The organism is Enterobacter cloacae complex sp. IR5441 (assembly GCF_049238215.1).
In the GTDB taxonomy this organism is placed as follows: Bacteria; Pseudomonadota; Gammaproteobacteria; order Enterobacterales; family Enterobacteriaceae; genus Enterobacter; species Enterobacter hormaechei_C.
In genome coordinates, this window is the sequence record NZ_JBMKIA010000027.1 from 12168 (window position 1) to 34126 (window position 21959).

Sequence of the window (21959 nt, forward strand, 5' to 3'; positions counted from 1 at the left end):
CCTGGGGCTATTCTCCTTCTCATACCAACCGGAGGATAGCCCATGAACATTACGCAAATTCGCAATGCCACCCAGCTGATCACTTACGCGGGAAAACGCTTTTTAATCGACCCAATGCTGGCGCCAAAAGGCACTTATCCGGGTTTTCCCGGCACGGCGCGGGCTAATATTCGCAACCCGATGGTCGATCTTCCCGTTGACGTTCAAACGCTTCTGGATGCTGACGCGGTGATCGTCACCCATACCCATGCCGATCACTGGGATCAGTACGCCGTTGAGCTGATCGCCAAAGGCAAGCCGATCTACGTGCAAAATGATAGTGATGCCGCGCTGCTGCGCAGCCAGGGATTTACCAACCTGACGATCATGACCGGGGAAACAACGTACGGCGATATCCGGATAGTGAAAACCCACGGCGGCCAGCACGGTACTGACCGCGCTTACGCCGTGCCGGAGCTGGCAGAGTTTCTGGGGGAAGCCTGCGGCGTGGTGTTCCGTCATCCCGATGAGAAGACGCTTTATATCGCAGGGGATACCATCTGGCGCGATGCGGTGGCGGCCGATCTGCAAAAGCACCAGCCGGATATCGTCGTGCTCAACGCCGGTTACGCTCATGTCATTGGGTTTGGGCCGATTATCATGGGGGAAGAAGATCTGCTTAACGTGCATTTCCTGCTGCCGCAGGCGAAAATCGTGGCGACCCATATGGAAGCTCTCAACCACTGCCTGCTGACCCGCCGCGCGCTGCGCGAGTATGTTGATGCCAACGAGGCAGGTGACGCGGTGAGCATTCCCCAGGACGGCGAAACCGTTATATTCTGACTGTTAAAGGGGACAGGAGAGACAGATGCCGCTTATTAACGTTGCCATTGTCGCGGTGGACGGGTTTAGCCCGTTCCACTACTCCGTCCCCTGCATCCTGTTTGGCGACACGGTATCCGGGGAAAAGCGCTTTAACGTCACGATCTGCGCTGAAAAACCGGGATTCCTGAACTCGAAAGACGGTTTTGCCCTGCATGCGACGCAGGATTTTTCCGCGATCGCATCGGCTGAAATTGTGGTTGTACCCTACTGGCAGCACGTTCTGGAGCGCCCGCCTCAGACGCTGCTCGACAGCCTGGTTCAGGCCAGAGACAACGGGGCGGAAATTGTTGGGCTGTGTCTGGGATCATTTGTGCTGGGCTATGCGGGCATACTCAGCGGCAAACGGGCCGCCACACACTGGGAGTTTGAACGCCAGTTCCAGTCGCTATTTCCGGACGTCCGACTGGATATCAACGCCCTCTACGTGGATGACGGCAATATGATTACCTCGGCGGGTACCGCCGCCGCGCTCGACTGCTGTTTGTACATCATCCGTCAGCGCTTTGGCAGCGTCGTCGCCAATCAGATTGCCCGCCGGATGATCGTCCCGCCGCACCGAGAGGGCGGGCAGGCGCAGTTTATTGCGCAACCTGTGCCGAAAGATACCCGTGATGGGCGGATTAACTGTCTGATTGACTACCTTCAGCAGCATATTTCCGAACCGCATAACCTGGACTCTCTTGCGGAAGTGGTGTCGATGAGCCGGCGCACGCTGACCCGCCATTTTATCAAGGCGACGGGCATGAGCGTTGCCGACTGGCTTACCGCCGAGCGCCTGCGGCGCAGCCAGATCCTGCTGGAGTCCGGCAACCTGCCAATCGAAAATGTCGCCGGGCAGGTGGGGTTTTTATCAGCGGTGACGTATCGGCAGCAATTTAAGGCGCGCTTTGGCGTCAGCCCGGCGGAGTGGCGCAAGACGTTTCGTACTCGCCAGTAGGCCAGGTAAGCGTAGCGCCACCTGGCAATTACCCCAGCCTCTCCATCCTCGTCTCCCCCTCCGCCATCGACAGCTGATACAACGAAAACGATCGGTGCTTCTCAATCAAATGCGCCAGCTCCGGCGAATGGCTGGTGAGCCAGATCTGCGAATAGCGGCTGGCCTCGGCAATGAGGCTTGCCAGGGCGGGCAGCATCTGCGGATGCAGGCTGTTTTCCGGTTCGTTGAGGGCGATGAATGCGGGAGGGCGCGGGCTTAACAGCGCCACCGCCAGGCACAAAAAACGCAGCGTGCCGTCGGAGAACTCTGCCGGTTCCAGCGGTCTGCTCAGCCCCTCGCGCTGCATCATCATGCGGAAGCGCCCGCCGGTGTTGTCGCTGTAAAACACGCAGCCGGGGAAGGCCTGGTCGAGAATGCGCATCAGCAGCAGCTCGTCGCCAATTTCGACAATGGTCTGAAACGCGGCGGTCAGGTTCGCGCCGTCGCTGGCCAGCACCGGGGAACGAAAGCCCACCTGCGGGGCACGGATCGCCGAGCCGGATGAGACGGAAAACTCGTGATAAAATCGCCAGTTACGCAGGGACTCGCGCATCTGCGACACTTCGGGGTAGAGGTGCGGTTCACCGAGCTGACCGAACACCGACTCGTTCTCATACAGCGTGCCGCTGTGGGTCACTTTTTCGTGATGCACGTTGTTCAGGAATACCGCCTGATTCTTACGCTTCATCAGCTGTGACGACGGGCGACGGTGCTGTCCGCCGAGCCAGATAGATTCCTCCTTGATCACCGGATCGAGCTGAAACTGTGAGGGGTAGGGCAGCTTTTCCACGAACCCGACCTGAAGCTCATATTCATAGGTTTCCGTTTCCACCGCCAGGTTCATGCGTCGCAGCTGGTCGCTGCGGGTTTTTCCCGCCCAGAACACTTTCAAAATTCCCCCCTCGTTCGCCAGCGCCTGGGAGAATTGCCCCTGCGCCGCGCTGTGCATCAGGTAAATCGCTTTATAAATATTAGATTTTCCGGTGCCGTTGGGGCCGAACACGATATTGAGCTGTTCCAGCTCAAGCGACATATCGCGAATTGAGCGGTAGTTCTGAATATGCAAATTTTTGATCATCGGGGTACTCCGCTATGCACGCTTAACCTGTACAGAATTACAGTATTTTACGCTGAGCGCAAAAAAAAGACGACAGTGAGGGTGTCGTCTAAACGGGGTACTGCTTTGGGCCTCTGTGGGTCAACAGGGCCTTCGCTTCTTTCTTATCAGGTAACGGCCAGACGCAGACCCAAATCATCAGGATAGGGATCAAAGTAGTTTTGCGTCATCAGATACCGGTCAGGGTATTCAGCCAGATAATGCTTCAGCAGCGTCAGCGGCGCGAGGATCGGCAGCAGCCCGTCCCGGTAATGCAGGATCACATCCCGCAGTTCTCCACGCTGGCGGCTGTTCAGCTGGTTACGGAAATAGCCCTGAATGTGCATCAGCACGTTAGTGTGATTCTTCCGCGAAGCGGGTTTTTTCAGGATGGTCATCAGCTTGTCGCGATAGGCCACGAAAAACGCGTCCAAATCGTCCCACTCGTGCAGTGATGCCACGAACGGGCCAATTTCACGGTAGCCTGCCTGATGGTGCGCCAGAAGCTGAAGCTTATAGCGGCTGTGAAAGTCCAGCAGGGCACGGCGCGTCAGGCCATTTTTACGCATTACGTTCAGTTCGTGGAGAGCGAAAACGCGCTCAACAAAGTTTTCCCGTAGTACCGGATCGTGCAGGCGACCGTCTTCTTCGACGGGCAGCCAGGGGAAAGTTTCAAGGAGGGCGGCGGTGAACAGCCCGACACCCTCCTTGCGGCCCCGGTTGCCGTTTTCGTCGTACAGCCGCACGCGCTCCATGCCGCAGCTGGGGGATTTTGCACAGACGATAAAACCCGCCAGATCGCCGATTTTCGGCAGATAATCTGCCGTAAATGCGGCCATCTTCTGCGTGACGTCATCGTGCGGCGCTTTGCTGAACCGCATTTCTGTCTCGCCGCCGGTGGTCATCACCAGACGCAGCGCCGGACGAGGCGTGGGCAGGCCGATAGCCATTTCAGGGCATACCGGACGGAAAGCGACCCACTGCGCCAGCTCATCCATCACAAAGCCCATACGCTTATGCCCGCCGTCAAAGCGAACGGCGGAACCGGTCAAACATCCGCTAATACCCAGCACAGGTTTTGTTGTCATGGTGTGCACCTCCCGATCTCATACCTAAAAGTTACACAACAATGCGTATTTGTCCAAGTATTGGCGGGATTATTTTTAAATCGTCTTTAAAATCAAGAGCAATCAGCTGCCCTTGTAGGTTGAGTAACCGTACTGGCTGAGCAGAAGCGGGATGTGCAGTTTTTCATTGGTGCGGGTGACGGTGAACAGCACCGGCACTTCCGGGAAGAAGGAGTCCAGCTTTTTACCGTGGAAGTAATCGGCGGTTTTGAAGGTCACTTTATACACGCCAGGCGCCATATCCTGATCCTGCGGATAGAGCGATTTGATGCGCCCGTCGTGGTCGGTTTTACCGCTGGCAATCGGGGTCCACTTGTCCTGCTCCTGCTTCTCCAGCGTGACGGCCACATCCGCTGGCGGCATACCGGTTTGCTGGTCCAGAACGTGAACGCTCAGGGTGCCTGCCGGGGCGCTGAACGCGGCAGGCGCGAAAGCCATTGTAGCCAGCATCATCAGAGGGAGTGTCTTTTTCATCGTGTTTTCCTGTTGAGTTGTCGGTGACAGGAAAACGTTAGCACTCGCTGTGCGAAAAAATATTCAACTTTTCGTGAAGATTGCCTCAGCAGAAAATAATCAGAGGATAATCACCTCAAGGGAAACCTGCTGCTGCCACTGCGCAACCTGCTTTTTCCGCGCGGCGGTAAGTTTACCGCTGGTGACCAGCAGCCATTTGCGGTCCGGGAAAATTTCCGGGGCCAGCGCGGCAGGGGGAACCGGCAGTATGTCGATGCGGTGGCCCTGGCCGGTGCGCGTCAGAGCTTCAAGCCAGATCTCACAGGGGTCGTTCAGATGCCAGCCGCTGATGAGGATGTTATCGCCCGGCGCTTTTTTATCGCCCTCAAGGCAAAACGAGGTATAGGCGATGAGGATGCCGTCGAGGATCTCACGCAGCGTCATGGCGGCGGCGACGTTGGCCGATATCTGGCTGCGCAACGGACGCAGCACGTTAGTGACCAGCTCTGGCCTTGGGTATTCGCGTCCGGCGTCGTAAATCATCTGACGCAGGGACTCAATTTTCCCCTCCTGCAACTTTTGCAGCATGGCCTGTTGCAGGGTTTGCCAGTTATTGGCGCGGCGCGGCGCAGGGCGTTCCAGCAGTGATTTTACCTGACCGATGGGTACGCCTTTTTTTACCCAGTCGAGGATTTTCAGCGCCTGCTGAACGTCCTCATCGCTGTACAGGCGGTGACCGCCGTCCGTACGCTCGGGTTTGAGCAAGCCATAGCGTCGCTGCCACGCCCGCAGCGTGGTGGCGGTGATGCCGCTGAGTCTGGCGAATTCGCCGATGGAGTAAGCCATGTCTGCATCCGAAGAGAAGGAGTTGTCTCAATATACTACGAATATTCCCCGACGGGATGAAGCGCCGCACGGGTGCGCTACACTTAACGTCCAACCGCGTAAATGAAAGGAGTTCTCATGAGGCTATGGCCTGTCGTTACCGGTGTCGCCATTGCGCTGACGCTGGTTGCCTGTAAATCTCCCACGCCGCCGAAAGGCGTGCAGCCCATTACCGGCTTTGATGCCAGCCGCTATCTCGGCAAATGGTATGAAGTCGCCCGACTGGAAAATCGCTTCGAGCGCGGTCTGGAACAGGTCACCGCGACGTACGGCAAGCGCAGCGATGGCGGTATCAGCGTACTGAACCGCGGCTACGATCCGGTGAAGAAAAAATGGAATGAGAGCGAAGGAAAGGCGTACTTTACCGGCGAACCGACCACGGCTGCGCTGAAGGTATCGTTCTTCGGCCCGTTCTACGGCGGCTATAACGTGATCAAGCTGGATGATAAGTACCAGTACGCGCTGGTCAGCGGCCCGAACCGCGACTATCTGTGGATTTTATCGCGCACCCCGACCATTCCGGATGCGGTAAAACAGGACTACCTGAACACCGCACGCGAGCTGGGCTTCCGGGTCGATCAGCTGGTGTGGGTGAAGCACTAACCTACTGATACGAAAAGGTGATGCTTGCCAGGGCGTTGGCCGAGCCGGGGACCAGTTCACCGGTTCGGATGTACTGCGCCTGGAACGGCAGGGACAGCGTTTGTGCCGAGCTGGTGGTCTGGATGAAAAACTGTCCCGTCGTACCTGCGGACGAGCTGTCCGGCCCCATCATCAGCGGCCCGGTACCGTTATAGAAAAACTGTACGCCAATGCCGGAGGCCGTGGAGTCCCCGGTCAGCGTCACGACCGACGAGGTATTTGACGGTGTGGTCTGATCGGTCATCACTGCGTTAACCGCCACGTTCTCATCGCAGGTCAGGCTGACGTTAAACTCCCCCGACGGCGAGGTGCTGCCTACGCTGGGCAGCGTGTGAATATCAATGGTGCCCAGGTCGACGTTGGCGCTTTTCGTGCCTACCGTGCAGCCGCTTGCCGTCACCGTGATGGTGGTGGGGTTGATGATCACCTGCGCGGTTTTCACTTCGTTGTTATAGGCCGTCAGGATCGCCGCGTTAATGGTCGGGGTCTGGTATACGCCGGATTTCAGCGGAACGCCGGTCTTGATAAACGTCACTTTTGCCGACCAGCCCAGTGCGGTGGCGTAACCGTTAGTCCCATCGGCCGGATAGCTCTGCGTAATGCCCGTCTGCATCGGGACATAGGTGGTGCCGTTATAATCTTTAAGCCCAAGAATGAAGCCGATGCCGGGCACGCCCGTTTCAAATACCATGTAATTTGCGCCATCAAGAATAACCGTGATGCCGGTGGCGGTTATACTGCTGCTCGGCTCCAGCGTCCCTTTGGAGCAGGTAAATACCAGGCCGCACCAGAACACTTCCGAGACGCTCGCAGAGGCGCTCCATTCAGAGCCGATCGTCTTTCCAGGCACGATGGAGTCTGCCGGGCCGGACCACGACATGGGCGTTGGCGAAAGGGTGATATCCGATGTCCAGGAGAGGGCAAGCGCCTGAGAGGACATGAAAAACAGGGCTAAAAACAGTAAACGCATTATTGATACTCCGTCGTCCAGGTCGCCACTGCCGAAACGTCTCCGGCATTGACCGGCGCACCCGTGGCGGCCAGTCGCGCATAGAAGGTCATTTTTACGCTGTCATCCCCCGCCGCGCCGTAAGCAGCGGTTTGGGTGTCCAGCGGGATAAGTACGCTGTCTTTATCCAGAATCTGCACCGCCACGCCGGTCGCGCCGCCGTCAGCGACTTTGAGAAGCTGCGGGTTCTCGTCATCCGGCGTACCGCTGAAGCGGATTTTCACGCCAGCAAAGGTGGGGCCGCATGCTTCAAGGGTGAGCGTGAAGGGCGTTTTGATATTGCTGACCGCGCCCGCCTCGCTAAATTGCTTCACGCCGAGGGTGCCCAGCGGCACGTTTTGCTCCTTCGAATCTTCCGAGACAATGCAGGTATTGCCGATCACGTTGCCGGTCACGGAAACCAGCACGTCATAGCCGCGCGCGGGAACGGTGATGAACATCAGCAGGATCAGGGGGAGGAACCGGATGGTTACTGACATATGACCTCCTGGGAATAAAGCCCGGTGCGGGCGTGATAATTCTGCGGGTTCAGCGCATAGCGGATCGTGCAGCGCTGGGCGCTGTTGCGCCCCCATACGGCATGCAATGTTCCCTCCGCTGACAGGCCGGTCAGATACACGCTGCCGCCGTCGCCGACGATACCGCTGGCTTTGTCATCCTCTGACGAGACCAGCGTACCGAAGGGGAGCACGTCTTTAGCGTGACGTACGATAAACATCGCTTTTGCCCCCTGACGCGTGGTGAGGGTGGCGCGAACCAGTGCCCCGTCGGTGGGGATTTTATTGGCGATGGCGTTCTCAAGTTCCACGTCATTGCCCACGGTGGTGACATCCAGCGCAACCTGATTAACGCGATACGGCGTGGCGTACGGGATCACCGCATAGCCCCGGCTGTCGGTTTTGATGCCCTTGTGGTTGAGCACGGCGACATGACTGGCGCCCGGGGCTTTCACCAGAATATTGGTGTTCCCGAGCGGCTGGCTCAGCGTCAGACCATCCTCATGCAGCACCGCACCGCCGCTCATCCCGTAACTGAGGTTGCGGGAGTCACCGGCGTAGCTGTAGCCCAGGTTATAGTCTCCCCACGCGCCCTCGTATTGCAGCGCGGCATCGCCGCCGTAGTGCTGCTGCGCGCTGTAGCGCTGGTTGACGCTATAGAAAAGATTCTCCTGCCCCGGCAGATAACCACTGACACCGGTACTGGCGGTGGTGCCAGCGGGATCCGCATGGGTAGCGGTAAAACGGAGACGGGTCGACAGCGCCGGGTTACCCAGCGGCACCGACAGGGACAACGCGAGGATATTGTCTTTCTTGTTGTCGTACAGGCCAGAGCTACGCTGGGCGCTGATGCCAAGCGACAGGTTACGAAACGTCGCGTTCCACGCGAACTGCAAACTTTGCGTGGTTTTTGACGTATTCCAGTAGGTTTGTTGATCCCAGGACAGCGACAGCGCGCCGTATTCGCCCATCGGCTGCGACAACAGCAGCTGATTTTTTGCCTTACGCGACATATGCAGGTTGTAAACCGTGTCGTAGTGAGTGGTGACGGTGCCATCGTCTTCCACGGTCTGTTTTGGCGCTCCGCCCGCCATGCCTTTGTAAGTGGTATCGCTGAGGGTATAAAACCCTGCCGTTGAGTAACGCAGCGAGAAGAAATTGACCCGCGTACCGATATCGTTCAGCAGCTTGCTGTACCGCAGGCGCACCGAATCACCGGTGTAGTGCTGGTTATCAGCCAGCTGGCTGCGGGCATGGGTGAGGTCGAGGGAGTAGGCGCCAAAGCGGCCGAGATTCTGCCCGATACCGAAGGCCAGGCCGTTGTAGCGATCGGAAAACTGCGCCCCGCCATAAAACGTGAGGCCGTATCGCCAGCCCAGGAACAGCTCGCCCTGCGCGAAGGAGGGCGAGATCTGATTGCCCGCAGGGCGGTATTTCCCCGCCCCCAGAGCATATTTGACCTGACCGTTACGCACCAGATTCGGCACGCTGGCAAAGGGCAGGGTGTATTGCGTCTGGCTACCGTCGCTCTCCTGAATGGTGACCGCGAGATCGCCGCCGGAAGAGGTCGGATAGAGATCTTTCAGCACAAACGCCCCCGGCGGAACGGAGGTTTGATAGATGACGTTACCGTTCTGGCGAACCGTCACCGTGGCATTGCCGCGCGCGATGCCGCGCACTTCGGGCGCGTAACCGCTCAGGCTGGCGGGCAACATATTGTCATCGGTCTTCAGGGCAACCCCACGCAGGCCAACGGCGTCAAACACCTGCGATGAGGTGAACGTTTCACCGGCATAAACCTGGGCACGCAGGGCGCGGATATCCCGCTGTAGCCAGGTCTGGACGTGGGTGAGCTCGTTACTCTCTTTGGTCCACGTGGTGAAATCACGCAGCCGCCATGCGCCCAGGTTGGCGCCGCTGTTGAGGCTCACAAACAGCTGTTGTTCCCGCGTGCGCGTCTCGCCCCGGTAGTCATTATTCGCGCCATTGACCACATAGTTCAGCCACGCGGCAGGGATGCCGGACTCCCAGCTCTCCGGGCTGACGTACCCGCGCGGCAGAGCGCGCATCGCGCTTTGCGGTACGGTGAAGTTGAGGGTAAGCGTCCTCTGGTCAAAATCAAACCGGGTATCGGCGAATGACCGGGTTAAAAAAATGCAGCGCTGCGCAGGCGGCAGCTCACCCCCTTTAGCCTGACGGCTGTCGATGCCAAGTGCGGCGAATTGCGCAGGCGTAAGGCAAGGCAGGGCTTCACCGGCGGTGTTTTCAGCGACGCGAAACGTGACGTTACCTGTGAACGCGAACTGGGTGTTGATATACACGTTAAGATTGTACTCGCCCGGCGGCAACGCGCTCCCGGCGTTGACCCAGGCGAGATCGGCGCTGTTGGCGCGCTCGCCGTTGAGAAACGCAGGATTAAATTGCAGCTCGCTTTCGGCAGCCACGGCTTGCCGAATCACCAGGGCGATCGCCGTGGCGCACAGGATTTTAATTTTCATGTGGTCACGCCTTACTGTTTTTATTATTGGGACAATGACGTGCGGGTAACGGGCGTCCAGGCGCCATAATCGTTAATCGTCTGGTAGCTTAAGCTGCTCGCATGGCTGAAGGTGTCTGCCAGCGTCACGCTGGATTTCGGCGGCACCATGACGGGCGACACCGGCCTGCCATCAATTTTCACGTTAATGGTGGTGAGGTAATACGGCGTTGGGTTGGTCAGCGTGACCTTGCCCGCGCGGTAGGCGCCGGCAAGGTTTTTCCATGCCTCCCCTGCACCTTCCCTGAGCCGCTCCGGGCGATAAAAGACCTTGATGCGGTTGGCAGAGGCGAATTGCAGCGAATTGCCGGAACCGTTTTTAACCTGCTGTGGGATAGCTTTGACCGTCATCCAGTACAGCGTCTCGCGATCGGCTGGCAGGGCGTCGCCGCTGAACATGATTTTCACCGCGCTTTCGCTGGCGGGCTTCATGACGTACAGCGGCGGCGTGATGACGAAGTCGTTGGTACGGCTCCCTTTCTCGTCTTCCATCCAGGACTGGATCAGAAACGTGGCATCAGGGTGGGTATTTCTTACCTGCATCATCGTCTGCGTAGCCGCGCCGGTGTAGATCAGCCGCGTTGCGCCTAACCCCACGCCGCCTGCGTACACGGCGGATGAACATAACGTGCCAGCCAGACAAATCCATGTGTTTACGCGCATAGTGCGTCTCCTGAAAGCTGAGTCAGACCCGGCCAGCAGACCGGGCCTGAAGATTACGAATAGGTCACGGTGTAGGTGGCGACCGCGCTGGCATCACCCGCCGTGGCGTTGCCCAGTGGGGAGTAATATTTCGCGCTGAAGTTCAGGATGTTCGCCCCCGCACGCAGGGGGATCGCTGCTGCCGGCTCACCCAGCCTGACGACGTTGCCCTGTTCGTCATAAAGACGGATAGCGACATGCTGCGCCGAGCCCGCGCCGCCGTTTACTCCCGCGGCCAGGCTATTCACATCGGTACTGTCCGGTGTACCGGTGAAGGTGATAGCCACGGTCGTTGCGGCAATAGGGTTATCTTCCGTGGACGCCGAGGTATCGGCGATTTCGCAATCTTCCAGGGTGATGGAGAAGGCCTTTGCGGTACTGGCTTCACTGCCTGCGGCAGCCAGCGTGGCGGTACGCACTTCACCCATGTCGACGTCGATATTGGCGCTACCGGCGCTGATGGCACAGGCGGAGGTCACCACTTTACCGCTGAAGTTAACCGTGCCGCCGCTGGTGGTGGCGGCCAGTGCTGCGCCCGCTGGCAGCAGGGCGGCAATGCTTAATGCCAGCAGAGAATGGCAAGTAAGGCGTGCTTTCATTTCATAGTTCCTTGATTTTTTTATTACGAGATTTGCTCTGAAAGCGGCAGGTCTAACTGGTTAAAAAGACCAGCAAATCTGTCTTATTCCTGAGCCCGAGTTTCCTTATCGCTGAGCTTTTTAAGGCGCTCACGCGGCGATAAGAAAGTTTCTCCAGTTCTGCGATGTAACGTATATCCAGTCCGTTCCTGAGTTCCTTTAATACCCTCCTTTCTCCAGGCGTCAGCGATAACGCCGCTGGCTGCTTTTGGGGCCGATAATGGCTATCGACCATTTTTGCTAGCTTTATCCGCCACTGATAAACCGTGTTCTGTAGCGAGATATAGGCATCAATATCTTCCCGGACCCATAACAGGGAATGGGCAGAGGTTGAGTACAGGCAGATAATCACTTCAGGCTGCGTGACTTTGATTTTTTTTAAATATTTCAGTGAGTCATACCCTGTATGGTATTTCTCTGCGCCGGATATAAATAAGATATCGATACGAATCGACGACAGCGCCTTATCCAGTTCCTGATAACCTCCTTCGATGATAATGATGTGAAGGTCGTCGCGGATGCTGCTTAATAACGTTTTAATGCCGTTTCTTGCATAATGATCGCCGCCCATCAGTGCAACAGTTATATGCTGTGTTATTTGGCTATTGTTCGTCATGTTATTCCTCGATTTATAATAGTAATCAGGCGAATTATTTATAAGGTTATCGCCAGTATTCTCGAAGCAATGACGTATTGCATACTGTAGGCCTACTATACGTCGGCCAATAAAGAGGTAATCTGAATTAATCTAAAATTGTATTAATTACTAAGATCGAGACCGGTTACGACGCTTCCCTCTGATTGGTCTTATTCCGCTTCGCTTTCTGTAAATTATGATAGCCGCTATTTTTAATGAAAATTTAGCTTTGATAAATGTTTTGTAAGGAGTTTGTCGTCTGGTGTCAGTGCGGGTGTGAAGTTGCTGACGGGGAATAACAATTTACGAATGTTATCATCGATAAAAACTGATAGAAAGGTGGCTTAAAAGCATACAAAAACCATGTAAGTTATTGATATTGGTCAGGTTGAGAAAGCTTAAGGCTTAAGGGTGCTGAATATTTCAGACACGCATGTCCGTGGCGTACAATGTTTTTTTATGTAGATATTTGTCAATGTCAAGAGGCGAGAAGTGCGCCAAAAGATGAGGCCCTGATAAATGAGATGCTGCCGGTAGTCAGATACTTCTGTGGAGCGGAAATTCACTTCACAAAACATCATAATGAGGATGATCGCGGATGAAGCGGCTCTGCAAGCCGCATTCTACAAGGGTTGAGTTCTTATGCAGGTTCAGTGAAGCTTAAGGGATGAAATATAAATTAAGATTTTTCGCCAATGGCGAAGATATACAGCATGACGTTAATCAGTCACATTAATCCCGACGTGAATGTCATCCCATACATGCGGTGACCCAGGTTCAACATCTGTTAACCGGAGAATTCATACTGCCCCTATGCATAAGCATTACATTATAAATAATATCGTCGAATTTCATCCTGCGGCCAGCACGTTACGTGATATCAACAATCCTGACCGTGTGGTTGTGTTAAATTCGCCAGCAGGCCGATGCCTGTTGTTATTAATCGACAGAGCGGGGTCGATTGTCACTCAGCAAGAGTTCCTTGATATTGTCTGGCAAAGCCGCGGCATGCTTGTCTCCTCCAATACCTATTACCAGAACATCTCCATCCTGCGCAAAGGGCTCAAAAAGATTGGTTTTGAAACTGACCCTATCGTTACCATTCCGCGGATTGGGTTGACGCTGGCAAGCGACACGCAAATAACCGTCAGAGAGTCTTCACCCGTCGCGCCTCAACCCGCAGAGGAACAATGTGGGGAGGCGCCAGCGATCGAGGAGGTCTCTGCATCCTCCGAGCCAGCAACGCCCGTTGCCAGGAAGCCCACGCGCTGGCTGGCTGTCGTCATGGGGCTATTGATCGTCCTGGCCGGGGCAGGCGTGACGGGATATATGAACGCCACAGAAAACCGTTTTGTTGAGGATTACCGTTTTGCGGCATCCGTCGGAGCCTGTCGCGTTTATCTTGCGAACGACATTCAGACTCACGCTGAACGCGCTTCAGCGCTGACCTATGTGGAACAATTCAAGGCTGAATGCGTGCAATATCCCTGGGTTTACATCAGCTGGTACGCTCTGCTTCCTCGTGCGTCGGTTATTCGCTGCGACCGGCCAATGAAAGAACCGAACCGCTGTATATCTGATTATTTCCTGAAGGATAGCTAGCATGACTCGTTTTCGGCAGATGCTGTATATCAACGTGACGGGCCTCGTCACGGCAGGCGTGCTGACGGGCTATTACCTGTGGCACCGAACTTACGTTCAGCCTTTTTCATGCCAGGCTAATCTGGTCCAGCACCATCCGGATGAGACGCTGACGGTCTGGCTGAATTACACCTTCGACGGGAAATTCGGCACCCTGAGCATGAATGGCCGGGCAAAGAGCGATCCGGGTAAAACCATCGACAGGAAAATTTCCTTTCGGGTGGATAGACAGGATCATCTCTATTTGCTGACGTCAGAAAAAAATATGACGTTCCCGGACGATAATGTCGACGACAGCTGGCTGGAAAAATATGAACCGCAATTCTTTGTCTATCCGGGCAAGAGTATTTATATGCGGATCAATGAACAACATAATGGTAACTATATCTTTACCTTAGGAACATTACCGACATATGTGTGTCGTGGCTCAAAAAAAGAATGATATAAACGAGAAAAACATTATATTTTCCTCCCGTCTCATTTATGCTTGATTTAAAATATCAGGATTACCTTAGAAATAAAAAGTGCGACAGATCATGTTGCGATAATGTAATTAATTTTAAATTTGGCAAGTAAATGAAAAGTGTATTTGACTCCTCCGATGGGGGGAAATCAGTACCGGAAAAGTGTCTGCATATTGGGTTGATATTATGGCCCCGTTATTCACTCCTGGCCGTCTCCGGGTTGCTGGAGGCGCTGCGTTATGCAGCGAAAGCTCAGGATAAATTAGCATTTAAAATCAGCCTGATAAGTGAATTTCCTGATATCCCGATTATCAGCAATGCGGGGATTATCATGAGACCGGATTCTCCCCATGCGCCGCCGGACAGTTTTAACTACCTTGCTGTTATCGGCGGTGAATTGCAGTATCTGGACTTAGGGTATCAGGGGGATAAAGCGTATCTGGCACATGCCCACCATGCCGGGGTTCCGCTCATTGGCATTGGCACCGGCAGTTTTGTCCTCGCACAGGAAGGATTGCTGAATGAACGACGAGCGTCCATCCATCCTTTCCACCTTGATGCATTTCGGCAGGCTTTCCCGCTGGTTTATGCTGAGCAAGGGTATGATTTCATCGACGATGGCGATGTGCTGACCTGCCCGGGCGGTATTTCCACCCTGACGCTGGCAACTGAGCTTATCCGCGCCCATGCCGGGGATGATATCGCCAGCACCACCTGTCAGCGTTTGTCGCTCGTTCCGCATGAAATTGCCACCCCGCGTCCGGCGAATTTTGCGCTTATCCCTGACTCGCGGTTGCGCCGCGCCGTCATGCTGATAGAACAGTTCCTGACCCGGCCGCTCACCACCGCCGGGCTTGCGCGAGAAGTGGCATTGAGTGAACGCCAGCTCAACCGACTGTTCCACGCAGAATTCGGCAAAACGGCCCGCGAATTTATCCGCAGCGCCAGACTGCGCTATGCTTGCTGGCTGCTGAAGAACTCACAGCAAAGCGTGACGGATATTGCGCAGCGGATGGGGTTCAGCGACTGCGCGCACTTTATTCGTCATTTTCAGACGGAGTATGGTTGTACGCCTGGCGTGTGGCGTACGTCGCAGAGCTGAATATCATTACATTGCTGCCCTGAAACTTTACTCAACCGGAATATCACCATGAAAATAGAAGCCGCACACCCTTCACAATTTGAACGCCTCGTCGCAGTCTGGGAGTCGTCCGTTCGCGCCACGCACCGCTTTTTGCAGGAAAGCGATATCGCGGCGCTGCGTCCGTTATTGCTCAACGCATATTTGCCTAATCTCAGGGTTGTGATTGCCCGGGATGACGTGGGTATTATTCACGGCTTTTTGGGCGTGGATAAAAATCGCATTGAAATGCTGTTTGTGGATGATGCGAGCCGGGGGAAGGGTATCGGGAAAATGCTGCTGCAATATGCCATTGCAGAATTCGGCGTAAATGAAGTGGATGTGAACGAGCAGAATCCGCAGGGGGTGGCGTTTTATCGTCATATGGGGTTTGAGCAGGTCGGGCGCTCGGAGCTGGACGGGCAGGGGAATCCGTTTCCATTGTTGCATATGCGGTTGAGTGGACAGGCTTAACGCCCTCTCCCTCTGGAGAGGGCGTCTGCAAGCTAGTTACTGGTAATTTGCCCGATGATTACACCACGCACTTTTTCGCCATCGAAGTAATACGAGACCGTATTACTCTGGATGAATCCATTCTGTACTGGCGTCTCCTGATAAAAAAGTATCGCTTTCTTTTTGGCGATCCCTTTCTTGCCGAACATTTCAATTAGATTCCTGTGAGTAGCATTCAACAATGGAACATTCGCGACTGAGACGCTGACAGGTTCCGTTGTTTTAGCACACTCTTTATGGATGCCATCTTTGGCAATAACTAGCGCAGTTAACAATCCTGCACCCATTTCGTTATCAGAAATGAACCAGTAATTCGTGCCATCGTCGTCATGAAGGCAGACCCAGCGTGCTGAGCTGTCTTTGTTAACTGGTGTGCTGGTGATATCTGACAGGTGAGTAACCTCCATTCGTACGGCTTGCTTGCCTATAGCGATGGTCGGTGAAAGGGGCACTGTTGTAGAAATTTCCGTCAATGATCCGTCTTCATCGTAATACTCGGTCGCGAAGCCGGTCATTTCCGTTGCTGAGACATGCGAACTGACTGCAACGAGTAATGGCAATGAACAAAATAAACGCTTCATTTGACTATCAATACCGTATCGTTGCTTTTCCAGATACTCCTTCTGGCACTCAGAGGAGCAATGATGCAGCCCTCTGAAGAGTCGTCAGGGTGCAAACTGCTTTTACCATGTATTTTAAATGAGTCTCTACCACACATCTCATTTGTCGAGTAGGGCGTGAGGCTGAGAGTATATTTCCCGGTGTGGGCTGAATTATGAGGGGACCCAATAGTGTAGGTACCTCGTGGCAGCGGTCCGCTGTTTTTTACACATTCTTGTGACGGATCGTTTTTGTAACCACTAGCACCTGCGTAATCTGCATCAAATTGGTAGACACCATCTAGATAAAATTTGTGCTCTTTTACATCATATTCCCAGGACATACTTTCTCCTTAAGCGCGTTCCTTCCAGGTATCAGAATGAATGATGTTTCCATCTATGTAATGCCATGTTATTTTTTCATATGTTAGATCTACATATTCACAATGTGTATAGCGTTCGTTTCGCGGTAGTTTAATGTCAAACATGAGTGGTTCAATTTGAACTACTCTTGCATTTTCTAAAGTTGTCTTAAAGTAAGCCTCTTCAAGTCCGTTATAGTTGATTCTGTAAAATATGAACTCTGCTTTTTTAAGTGTTTGCCCAGTGCATAAGGCTTTGTATAGATAAGAGGATGATGAATCAATCTCTTTCATGAATGCATAGGTACTACAAATGCGTTTTGCAGTGATTTTACCGGAGAATTTATCTATAGGTTGTTCTATAGAATGCATAAATTCAATCACTTCTATTGAACCTTCGCGATCTTTTATATCGACAGATCCATTAATCCTCCGGCCTGAATCATCCTCGAGCCATAAGTAAACAGGTATAGCCATCTCAATCTCCTTTTATAGACTGAGGGAAACTACTCTTCATAATGGATTTAAATTGTGACTTTCATTTCAAAACAGGAATGTTAAAGAATTTTGGTTGGTTTAATAGAAAGTTGTAGTTGCGAGATATGGATGGTATCAATTGACGTTTAAAAATTTATAAGGTTGATTTATGACTATTCTTCCATCGCAAGAATAATAGTCACTAAAAAAGCATCAAATATTGAAATGATGAATATCATTGAATAATGAACCTATGCCGGGATTAGCGCTTAGCCTGCTTATCCCATTTTAATAAGCTGGCGATATCTTTCTTACCTTCGGCTTCTTTCAGCAGGCGCTGCTTTTTTTCAAACTCGAGGTATTCTGAGCACGCCTTTTCATCAGCCGTTTTCTTGCTGATTTTGCCTGCTCCTTCTAAAACGTCCCGGTCATTAAATTGCAGAAACTGATCGAGCTTGGTTTGCCAGTCTCGTAAAAATACCTGCTTGCGGCGTTTGGCCTGATCTTCGGCAAAATCGAGCCACATATTAACGACGCGATTAAGCTCGCTCACCTCATCCTGAGACAGATAATTTTTTGCGGTGGTGACATCGCTTTTACGGACTTCTTCGCCTTTATAGCTGGTCAGCCCCATATGCGGTTGAGTGGCGTCCGCACGTTGGTGAATCAACTCAGCAGCGGTGTGCCCAGTGCAGGCAAAATGCAGTTTATTCTGGATGGTCTGAAAGAATTGCGTGGTTTCTTTGAGCGACGGCTGATAGTCAGCAGCTAATGCGAAAATCTCCCTCACGCGAAGATAGACCCGGCGTTCGCTGGCACGTATATCGCGAATGCGTTCCAGCATTTCATCGAAATAGTCAGGGACGGCGGAAGATCCCACAGGCGGATTTTTCAGGCGCTCGTCGTCCATAACGAAGCCTTTAACCAGGTATTCCTGGAGCGTTTGGGTGGCCCACTGGCGGAACTGCGTACCTCGCGTGGATCGGACGCGATAGCCGATGGCGAGAATGACGGGCAGGCTAAAGTATTGAACGTTATATACTTTACCATCGCTGGCAGTTGTTCGGTAAAACCGAACAACTGAATTTTCGACCAGTTCACCCTCATCAAAAATATTCTTGATATGCCCGCTGATCGTAGCTTTGGCTTTGCCGTATAACTCACAGATCGTGGCCTGTGAGAGCCACAACGTATCGCTTTCGAAGCGGCATTCAATGCGAACTTTTCCATCCTTGCTGGCAAACATGACAAACTCACCGGCTGGAGAATTTATTAATTCCTCATATGTCATGCTGCCTCCGCTTCATAAGGTTGATGCCTGTAAGCTCGTAGTATGCCAGAAACAGCCGCTAAGCCAGGTGGTTTGTATTTGATTTTGCGAGGCGCTTTCCAGCATGTGGAATTTGGATCGCTGCAAGCGCGTCCTCTATCTCAATAAGCTTTGCTTTCGTCCGTTTATAATCGTCCTGCAAACGCTGCTCCTGCTCGTTATACGCCACCAGAACGATGCATCCTTTCATGACCTTTACCGTGACCTGCTGCCCGGTATCAAACCCCGCCGCGCGCAGCCACTTGCCGGAAAGGATGATTTTTGGCGTAGATTTGTCGTAAACATTCGGGCGGTATCCCACAATTAACGAACGCTCGGTTCCGGATTGGTCGGTGTCTGGGGTAGAATGCGAATCAGCCATAATCAACTCCTTGATAGTTGGTGAGGTTAGCTCTCGTCCGGTATTGCGAGTACCTGGCGAGGGCGTTTCAATCTCAGGTACACGTGTGTTAAGGTACGTACCTGAATGATGATATCTTGCTCTTGTAGGTACGTACATGTCAACAGCCAAACGTGACCCTAATCAGTCAAAATCCGGAAAGGCACCGACTTTTCAGATTCGCATTACGCCGGAGTTGAAGGCGCAGTTTGAGGCTGCGGCGAAGGAGGCGGGGATGAGTTTGGGGAATTGGTTGAAAAACCTTGGTAGAGAAGAGCTAAAAAAAATCAATAATAAAAATTACTTGAATGAAACTAAATGAGAGGCACAGAAATTTATACTGTACCTCTTTTTTAAATCATCTTATAACTTTTGGATTAACCCAATTCCATTTTATATTCCTAATGTCATCAGATTGAGTTATTTGGCAGTCAATAAATGTCGAGATACAAGGGATGTTGAATTTCAATAAATCAATATCTGTTTGGCTTAGTTTAAATGTGAATGTATTATTTTCTAATATGAAGTTATCGGAGGATTTTGCTTTTATAGTTACAGAGTATTCACCCGCTTTCCACCAAATAAAGTTTTCTCGTGAGGTAATCAGATTATGATATTGTTGAGATTCTTTCAGTTTTTTATAAAGTCTACTGATGATTTACTTTTAAGATAGTTTATATGCGAAAGTAATTCGTTTTGTAGTAATGAATCTTGTTCATGAAATTTAGGTTCTTGAAATTTTATAAATTTTTCTGTCAATAGATCTTGGAAAAGATTTATTGCAATCGCAGGATAATCTTTTGTGATATATTGTTTATTACCACTGTCATCACTAATTTCGTTTTGGATTTCAGTAATCCCGACCCATTTCAAACTATGAATATCACCATCCATATGTTTTATTTCAATTGAAAGATCCTCGATTAATAATGGTTTTTTATTAGAAAGGAGATTCATCCTTAAATTAAAAATAGGACCAAAAGAAGTATAGCTTATCTCTAGGGTATTGTTATAGTAAAACTTCAACTTTGGTTTGGTTATGTATTTATAAAATAAATTAATTATTTGAGGTAGCCAGGCTGCGGCACCAATATACGCGACTATATCTCCAGAACTCATGCTATTATCCCCAATATTTAATTTTAATAAATTTAGCATTTTTAAGTAAAATATGCGAGAGATAGATAACGGAGATGTTTTGTTTAGTCTTTGGAGAGAAATCATAGAATTTTGGCGGAAGATCACAGGAGTCGAACCTGCCCGGGAACGCTGGCGCCCCCAACTGGATTTGAAGTCCAGCCACCTCACCGGAGATGACGATCTTCCGCGCCTGCATTGCTACATGGAGGCGGGGCGCATTATAGCTACTTTCAGGCATTTACCACATACCCCACACCACTTTTTTCACCTCTCTTTTGACATTAACCCCCCTGTTTCAGCTAATTCTTAAGAAAATCCTCAGGTTAGCATTTCGTGCTCATCAACTTTTATCCCGATCACAAAAAACAAGAAACGTAATCTCTTAACCAGAAAACGCAATACCCGCCCCTGAAACAATGGTTTAAAAAACGGTAACCGGTCTCAGCGCCCCCTACAGCGTGAAGGATAAAAATATGAGCGAAGTCCTGTCAGTAAAAGAGAAGATTGGCTACGGCATGGGAGACGCCGCCAGCCATATCATTTTTGATAACGTCATGCTTTATATGATGTTTTTCTACACCGATATTTTTGGTATTCCCGCCGGGTTTGTCGGCACCATGTTCCTGCTGGCCCGCGCGCTGGATGCGATCTCCGACCCGTGCATGGGCCTGATTGCCGACCGCACCCGCAGCCGCTGGGGCAAGTTCCGTCCGTGGATTTTGTTCGGCGCCATTCCGTTCGGCATCGTCTGCGTGCTGGCCTACACCACGCCGGACCTCAGCCTCAACGGTAAAATGGTTTACGCCGCCGTTACCTACACCCTGCTGACCCTGCTCTATACCGTGGTCAACATCCCGTACTGCGCGCTGGGCGGCGTGATCACCAACGACCCGACGCAGCGTATCTCCCTCCAGTCCTGGCGCTTCGTGCTGGCGACGGCGGGCGGTATGCTCTCTACGGTGCTGATGATGCCGCTGGTGAACCTGATTGGCGGTGATGACAAAGCCTTCGGCTTCCAGGGCGGGATCGCCGTGCTGTCGGTGGTCGCGTTCCTGATGCTGGCGTTCTGCTTCTTCACCACCAAAGAGCGCATCCAGGTGCCGCCGAGCACCACCTCCATGCGTGAAGATCTGCGTGATATCTGGCAAAACGACCAGTGGCGCATCGTCGGCGTGCTCACCATCCTCAACATTCTCGCCGTCTGCGTGCGCGGGGGCGCGATGATGTACTACTGCACCTGGATCATGGGTTCGCCGGAAGTGTTCGTCGCCTTCCTCACCACCTACTGCGTCGGCAACCTGATCGGCTCCGCGCTGGCGAAACCGCTCACCGACTGGAAGTGCAAGGTCAGCATCTTCTGGTGGACCAACGCCGCGCTGGCGGTGGTCAGCGTGGCGATGTTCTTCGTGCCGATGCATGCCACCGTCCTGATGTTCGGCTTCATCTTCGTTATCGGCGTGCTGCACCAGCTGGTGACGCCGATTCAGTGGGTAATGATGTCCGATACCGTCGACTACGGCGAATGGACCAACGGCAAACGACTGACCGGCATCAGCTTTGCGGGCACGCTGTTCGTGCTGAAACTCGGCCTGGCGCTGGGCGGGGCGATGATAGGCTGGATGCTGGCAGGCGGCGGCTACGACGCGGCAGCCAAAACCCAGAACAGCGCGACCATCAGCATCATTATCGGCCTGTTTACCCTGGCACCGGCGATCTGTTACGTGCTGAGCGCCATCATCGCCAAACGCTACTACACGCTGAAAACCCCCTTCCTGACCAAAATTCTGCGCGAGCTGGCGCAGGGCGCGCGCCGCAATCAGCAGGAGTTTGAAAACCTGCCGGTCAGCAAAGAATTGCAGAACTAAGAGGACG

At 52.8% G+C, this 21959-nt stretch carries 25 protein-coding genes and 1 tRNA gene; 9 read left to right on the plus strand and 17 right to left on the minus strand.

Translation table 11 applies throughout. The annotated features are described in order from the left end of the window. The first annotated feature begins 42 nt into the window (after positions 1-42). Together ACOTX5_RS20845 and ACOTX5_RS20850 are read left to right on the plus strand one after the other, a co-directional pair. On the plus strand, positions 43-822 hold the full coding sequence (locus ACOTX5_RS20845) for an MBL fold metallo-hydrolase (protein ID WP_045910974.1): 780 nt from the start codon (positions 43-45) through the stop codon (positions 820-822). A 25-nt stretch (positions 823-847) separates the two neighbouring features. Further along, positions 848-1801 carry a GlxA family transcriptional regulator gene (locus ACOTX5_RS20850; RefSeq protein WP_017383650.1) on the plus strand — a complete coding sequence of 318 codons (954 nt, stop codon included), beginning with the start codon at positions 848-850 and terminating at the stop codon, positions 1799-1801. Positions 1802-1829: 28 nt separating this feature from the next. Here the strand turns inward: ACOTX5_RS20850 and ACOTX5_RS20855 are convergent, their stop codons facing one another. The 4 genes from ACOTX5_RS20855 to ACOTX5_RS20870 all read right to left on the minus strand — a co-directional run bounded on the left by ACOTX5_RS20855 (position 1830) and on the right by ACOTX5_RS20870 (position 5362). Beyond that, entirely contained in the window at positions 1830-2918 is a 1089-nt protein-coding gene (locus ACOTX5_RS20855) for an AAA family ATPase (protein ID WP_023302851.1), read from the minus strand. 146 nt (positions 2919-3064) lie between these two features. After that, positions 3065-4024, minus strand: a complete 960-nt coding sequence (locus ACOTX5_RS20860; protein WP_032646730.1) for a YbgA family protein — start codon at positions 4022-4024, stop codon at positions 3065-3067. Positions 4025-4126: 102 nt separating this feature from the next. Further along, positions 4127-4537: a hydroxyisourate hydrolase gene (gene uraH, locus ACOTX5_RS20865; RefSeq protein WP_017383647.1), complete on the minus strand. Its 411-nt coding sequence runs from the start codon at positions 4535-4537 to the stop codon at positions 4127-4129. A 99-nt stretch (positions 4538-4636) separates the two neighbouring features. After that, complete coding sequence (locus ACOTX5_RS20870; RefSeq protein ID WP_017383646.1) at positions 4637-5362, minus strand: MerR family transcriptional regulator; 726 nt, start codon at positions 5360-5362, stop codon at positions 4637-4639. Positions 5363-5479: 117 nt separating this feature from the next. Here ACOTX5_RS20870 and ACOTX5_RS20875 point away from each other — a divergent pair, with 117 nt between their 5' ends. Continuing rightward, positions 5480-6004 (plus strand): lipocalin family protein, encoded by a 525-nt coding sequence (locus ACOTX5_RS20875; RefSeq protein ID WP_015570073.1) that lies wholly within the window; start codon positions 5480-5482, stop codon positions 6002-6004. 1 nt (position 6005) lies between these two features. On the opposite strand, the gene ACOTX5_RS20880 is transcribed toward ACOTX5_RS20875, so the two are convergent. The 6 genes from ACOTX5_RS20880 to ACOTX5_RS20905 are packed head-to-tail and all read right to left on the minus strand — an operon-like array spanning position 6006 to position 12041. Continuing rightward, positions 6006-7013 carry a fimbrial protein gene (locus tag ACOTX5_RS20880; protein ID WP_017383645.1) on the minus strand — a complete coding sequence of 336 codons (1008 nt, stop codon included), beginning with the start codon at positions 7011-7013 and terminating at the stop codon, positions 6006-6008. After that, positions 7013-7531: a fimbrial protein gene (locus tag ACOTX5_RS20885; RefSeq protein WP_015570071.1), complete on the minus strand. Its 519-nt coding sequence runs from the start codon at positions 7529-7531 to the stop codon at positions 7013-7015. Before ACOTX5_RS20885 ends, ACOTX5_RS20880 begins: the two co-directional genes overlap by 1 nt. Beyond that, positions 7522-10047 (minus strand): fimbria/pilus outer membrane usher protein, encoded by a 2526-nt coding sequence (locus tag ACOTX5_RS20890; protein ID WP_045910973.1) that lies wholly within the window; start codon positions 10045-10047, stop codon positions 7522-7524. Before ACOTX5_RS20890 ends, ACOTX5_RS20885 begins: the two co-directional genes overlap by 10 nt. 23 nt (positions 10048-10070) lie before the next feature. After that, positions 10071-10748, minus strand: a complete 678-nt coding sequence (locus ACOTX5_RS20895) for a fimbrial biogenesis chaperone (protein ID WP_032104018.1) — start codon at positions 10746-10748, stop codon at positions 10071-10073. A 53-nt stretch (positions 10749-10801) separates the two neighbouring features. Next, entirely contained in the window at positions 10802-11386 is a 585-nt protein-coding gene (locus ACOTX5_RS20900) for a fimbrial protein (protein WP_032668879.1), read from the minus strand. A gap of 52 nt (positions 11387-11438) precedes the next feature. Next, a complete protein-coding gene (locus ACOTX5_RS20905) occupies positions 11439-12041 on the minus strand; it encodes a helix-turn-helix domain-containing protein (RefSeq protein ID WP_015570068.1) in 603 nt (200 codons plus the stop codon). A gap of 834 nt (positions 12042-12875) precedes the next feature. On the opposite strand from ACOTX5_RS20905, the gene ACOTX5_RS20910 reads away from it, so the two are divergent. From ACOTX5_RS20910 to ACOTX5_RS20925, 4 genes are all read left to right on the plus strand, one after another. Next, positions 12876-13664 (plus strand): winged helix-turn-helix domain-containing protein, encoded by a 789-nt coding sequence (locus tag ACOTX5_RS20910; RefSeq protein ID WP_045910971.1) that lies wholly within the window; start codon positions 12876-12878, stop codon positions 13662-13664. A 1-nt stretch (position 13665) separates the two neighbouring features. Further along, positions 13666-14145, plus strand: coding sequence for a hypothetical protein (locus ACOTX5_RS20915; RefSeq protein ID WP_045910970.1), 480 nt, complete (start codon positions 13666-13668; stop codon positions 14143-14145). 353 nt (positions 14146-14498) lie between these two features. Continuing rightward, on the plus strand, positions 14499-15269 hold the full coding sequence (locus ACOTX5_RS20920; RefSeq protein ID WP_223230145.1) for a GlxA family transcriptional regulator: 771 nt from the start codon (positions 14499-14501) through the stop codon (positions 15267-15269). Positions 15270-15317: 48 nt separating this feature from the next. Next, on the plus strand, positions 15318-15761 hold the full coding sequence (locus ACOTX5_RS20925) for a GNAT family N-acetyltransferase (protein WP_017383639.1): 444 nt from the start codon (positions 15318-15320) through the stop codon (positions 15759-15761). 32 nt (positions 15762-15793) lie between these two features. Here the strand turns inward: ACOTX5_RS20925 and ACOTX5_RS20930 are convergent, their stop codons facing one another. From ACOTX5_RS20930 to ACOTX5_RS20950, 5 genes are all read right to left on the minus strand, one after another. Beyond that, positions 15794-16381, minus strand: coding sequence for a hypothetical protein (locus ACOTX5_RS20930; protein WP_223832644.1), 588 nt, complete (start codon positions 16379-16381; stop codon positions 15794-15796). Next, positions 16378-16743, minus strand: a complete 366-nt coding sequence (locus ACOTX5_RS20935) for a tlde1 domain-containing protein (RefSeq protein ID WP_072052498.1) — start codon at positions 16741-16743, stop codon at positions 16378-16380. Before ACOTX5_RS20935 ends, ACOTX5_RS20930 begins: the two co-directional genes overlap by 4 nt. Before the next feature lie 9 nt (positions 16744-16752). Next, the gene (gene tssD, locus ACOTX5_RS20940; RefSeq protein WP_017383637.1) at positions 16753-17238 is read right to left on the minus strand and encodes a type VI secretion system tube protein TssD; all 486 of its coding nucleotides are present in this window, start codon (positions 17236-17238) and stop codon (positions 16753-16755) included. A 262-nt stretch (positions 17239-17500) separates the two neighbouring features. Beyond that, positions 17501-18529 (minus strand): virulence RhuM family protein, encoded by a 1029-nt coding sequence (locus tag ACOTX5_RS20945; RefSeq protein WP_072052497.1) that lies wholly within the window; start codon positions 18527-18529, stop codon positions 17501-17503. Positions 18530-18587: 58 nt separating this feature from the next. Next, positions 18588-18929 (minus strand): SymE family type I addiction module toxin, encoded by a 342-nt coding sequence (locus tag ACOTX5_RS20950; RefSeq protein WP_006812446.1) that lies wholly within the window; start codon positions 18927-18929, stop codon positions 18588-18590. A 136-nt stretch (positions 18930-19065) separates the two neighbouring features. Here ACOTX5_RS20950 and ACOTX5_RS20955 point away from each other — a divergent pair, with 136 nt between their 5' ends. After that, positions 19066-19269 carry a toxin-antitoxin system HicB family antitoxin gene (locus ACOTX5_RS20955; protein ID WP_017693977.1) on the plus strand — a complete coding sequence of 68 codons (204 nt, stop codon included), beginning with the start codon at positions 19066-19068 and terminating at the stop codon, positions 19267-19269. A gap of 308 nt (positions 19270-19577) precedes the next feature. On the opposite strand, the gene ACOTX5_RS20960 is transcribed toward ACOTX5_RS20955, so the two are convergent. Together ACOTX5_RS20960 and ACOTX5_RS20965 are read right to left on the minus strand one after the other, a co-directional pair. Beyond that, positions 19578-20066, minus strand: coding sequence for a hypothetical protein (locus ACOTX5_RS20960; RefSeq protein WP_223832643.1), 489 nt, complete (start codon positions 20064-20066; stop codon positions 19578-19580). A gap of 112 nt (positions 20067-20178) precedes the next feature. After that, a tRNA-Sec gene (locus ACOTX5_RS20965) sits at positions 20179-20273 on the minus strand. Positions 20274-20560: 287 nt separating this feature from the next. Here ACOTX5_RS20965 and ACOTX5_RS20970 point away from each other — a divergent pair. Beyond that, positions 20561-21952: a glycoside-pentoside-hexuronide family transporter gene (locus ACOTX5_RS20970; protein WP_017693975.1), complete on the plus strand. Its 1392-nt coding sequence runs from the start codon at positions 20561-20563 to the stop codon at positions 21950-21952. Positions 21953-21959 lie beyond the last annotated feature (7 nt).

Excerpts from the sequence above, each read along its gene's own strand:
- ACOTX5_RS20845 (WP_045910974.1), top strand. The coding sequence starts at position 43 with ATGAACATTACGCAAATTCGCAATGCCACCCAGCTGATCACTTACGCG.
- ACOTX5_RS20850 (WP_017383650.1), top strand. The coding sequence starts at position 848 with ATGCCGCTTATTAACGTTGCCATTGTCGCGGTGGACGGGTTTAGCCCG.
- ACOTX5_RS20855 (WP_023302851.1), bottom strand. The coding sequence starts at position 2,918 with ATGATCAAAAATTTGCATATTCAGAACTACCGCTCAATTCGCGATATG.
- ACOTX5_RS20860 (WP_032646730.1), bottom strand. The coding sequence starts at position 4,024 with ATGACAACAAAACCTGTGCTGGGTATTAGCGGATGTTTGACCGGTTCC.
- uraH (WP_017383647.1), bottom strand. The coding sequence starts at position 4,537 with ATGAAAAAGACACTCCCTCTGATGATGCTGGCTACAATGGCTTTCGCG.
- ACOTX5_RS20870 (WP_017383646.1), bottom strand. The coding sequence starts at position 5,362 with ATGGCTTACTCCATCGGCGAATTCGCCAGACTCAGCGGCATCACCGCC.
- ACOTX5_RS20875 (WP_015570073.1), top strand. The coding sequence starts at position 5,480 with ATGAGGCTATGGCCTGTCGTTACCGGTGTCGCCATTGCGCTGACGCTG.
- ACOTX5_RS20880 (WP_017383645.1), bottom strand. The coding sequence starts at position 7,013 with ATGCGTTTACTGTTTTTAGCCCTGTTTTTCATGTCCTCTCAGGCGCTT.
- ACOTX5_RS20885 (WP_015570071.1), bottom strand. The coding sequence starts at position 7,531 with ATGTCAGTAACCATCCGGTTCCTCCCCCTGATCCTGCTGATGTTCATC.
- ACOTX5_RS20890 (WP_045910973.1), bottom strand. The coding sequence starts at position 10,047 with ATGAAAATTAAAATCCTGTGCGCCACGGCGATCGCCCTGGTGATTCGG.
- ACOTX5_RS20895 (WP_032104018.1), bottom strand. The coding sequence starts at position 10,748 with ATGCGCGTAAACACATGGATTTGTCTGGCTGGCACGTTATGTTCATCC.
- ACOTX5_RS20900 (WP_032668879.1), bottom strand. The coding sequence starts at position 11,386 with ATGAAAGCACGCCTTACTTGCCATTCTCTGCTGGCATTAAGCATTGCC.
- ACOTX5_RS20905 (WP_015570068.1), bottom strand. The coding sequence starts at position 12,041 with ATGACGAACAATAGCCAAATAACACAGCATATAACTGTTGCACTGATG.
- ACOTX5_RS20910 (WP_045910971.1), top strand. The coding sequence starts at position 12,876 with ATGCATAAGCATTACATTATAAATAATATCGTCGAATTTCATCCTGCG.
- ACOTX5_RS20915 (WP_045910970.1), top strand. The coding sequence starts at position 13,666 with ATGACTCGTTTTCGGCAGATGCTGTATATCAACGTGACGGGCCTCGTC.
- ACOTX5_RS20920 (WP_223230145.1), top strand. The coding sequence starts at position 14,499 with ATGAGACCGGATTCTCCCCATGCGCCGCCGGACAGTTTTAACTACCTT.
- ACOTX5_RS20925 (WP_017383639.1), top strand. The coding sequence starts at position 15,318 with ATGAAAATAGAAGCCGCACACCCTTCACAATTTGAACGCCTCGTCGCA.
- ACOTX5_RS20930 (WP_223832644.1), bottom strand. The coding sequence starts at position 16,381 with ATGAAGCGTTTATTTTGTTCATTGCCATTACTCGTTGCAGTCAGTTCG.
- ACOTX5_RS20935 (WP_072052498.1), bottom strand. The coding sequence starts at position 16,743 with ATGTCCTGGGAATATGATGTAAAAGAGCACAAATTTTATCTAGATGGT.
- tssD (WP_017383637.1), bottom strand. The coding sequence starts at position 17,238 with ATGGCTATACCTGTTTACTTATGGCTCGAGGATGATTCAGGCCGGAGG.
- ACOTX5_RS20945 (WP_072052497.1), bottom strand. The coding sequence starts at position 18,529 with ATGACATATGAGGAATTAATAAATTCTCCAGCCGGTGAGTTTGTCATG.
- ACOTX5_RS20950 (WP_006812446.1), bottom strand. The coding sequence starts at position 18,929 with ATGGCTGATTCGCATTCTACCCCAGACACCGACCAATCCGGAACCGAG.
- ACOTX5_RS20955 (WP_017693977.1), top strand. The coding sequence starts at position 19,066 with ATGTCAACAGCCAAACGTGACCCTAATCAGTCAAAATCCGGAAAGGCA.
- ACOTX5_RS20960 (WP_223832643.1), bottom strand. The coding sequence starts at position 20,066 with ATGAGTTCTGGAGATATAGTCGCGTATATTGGTGCCGCAGCCTGGCTA.
- ACOTX5_RS20970 (WP_017693975.1), top strand. The coding sequence starts at position 20,561 with ATGAGCGAAGTCCTGTCAGTAAAAGAGAAGATTGGCTACGGCATGGGA.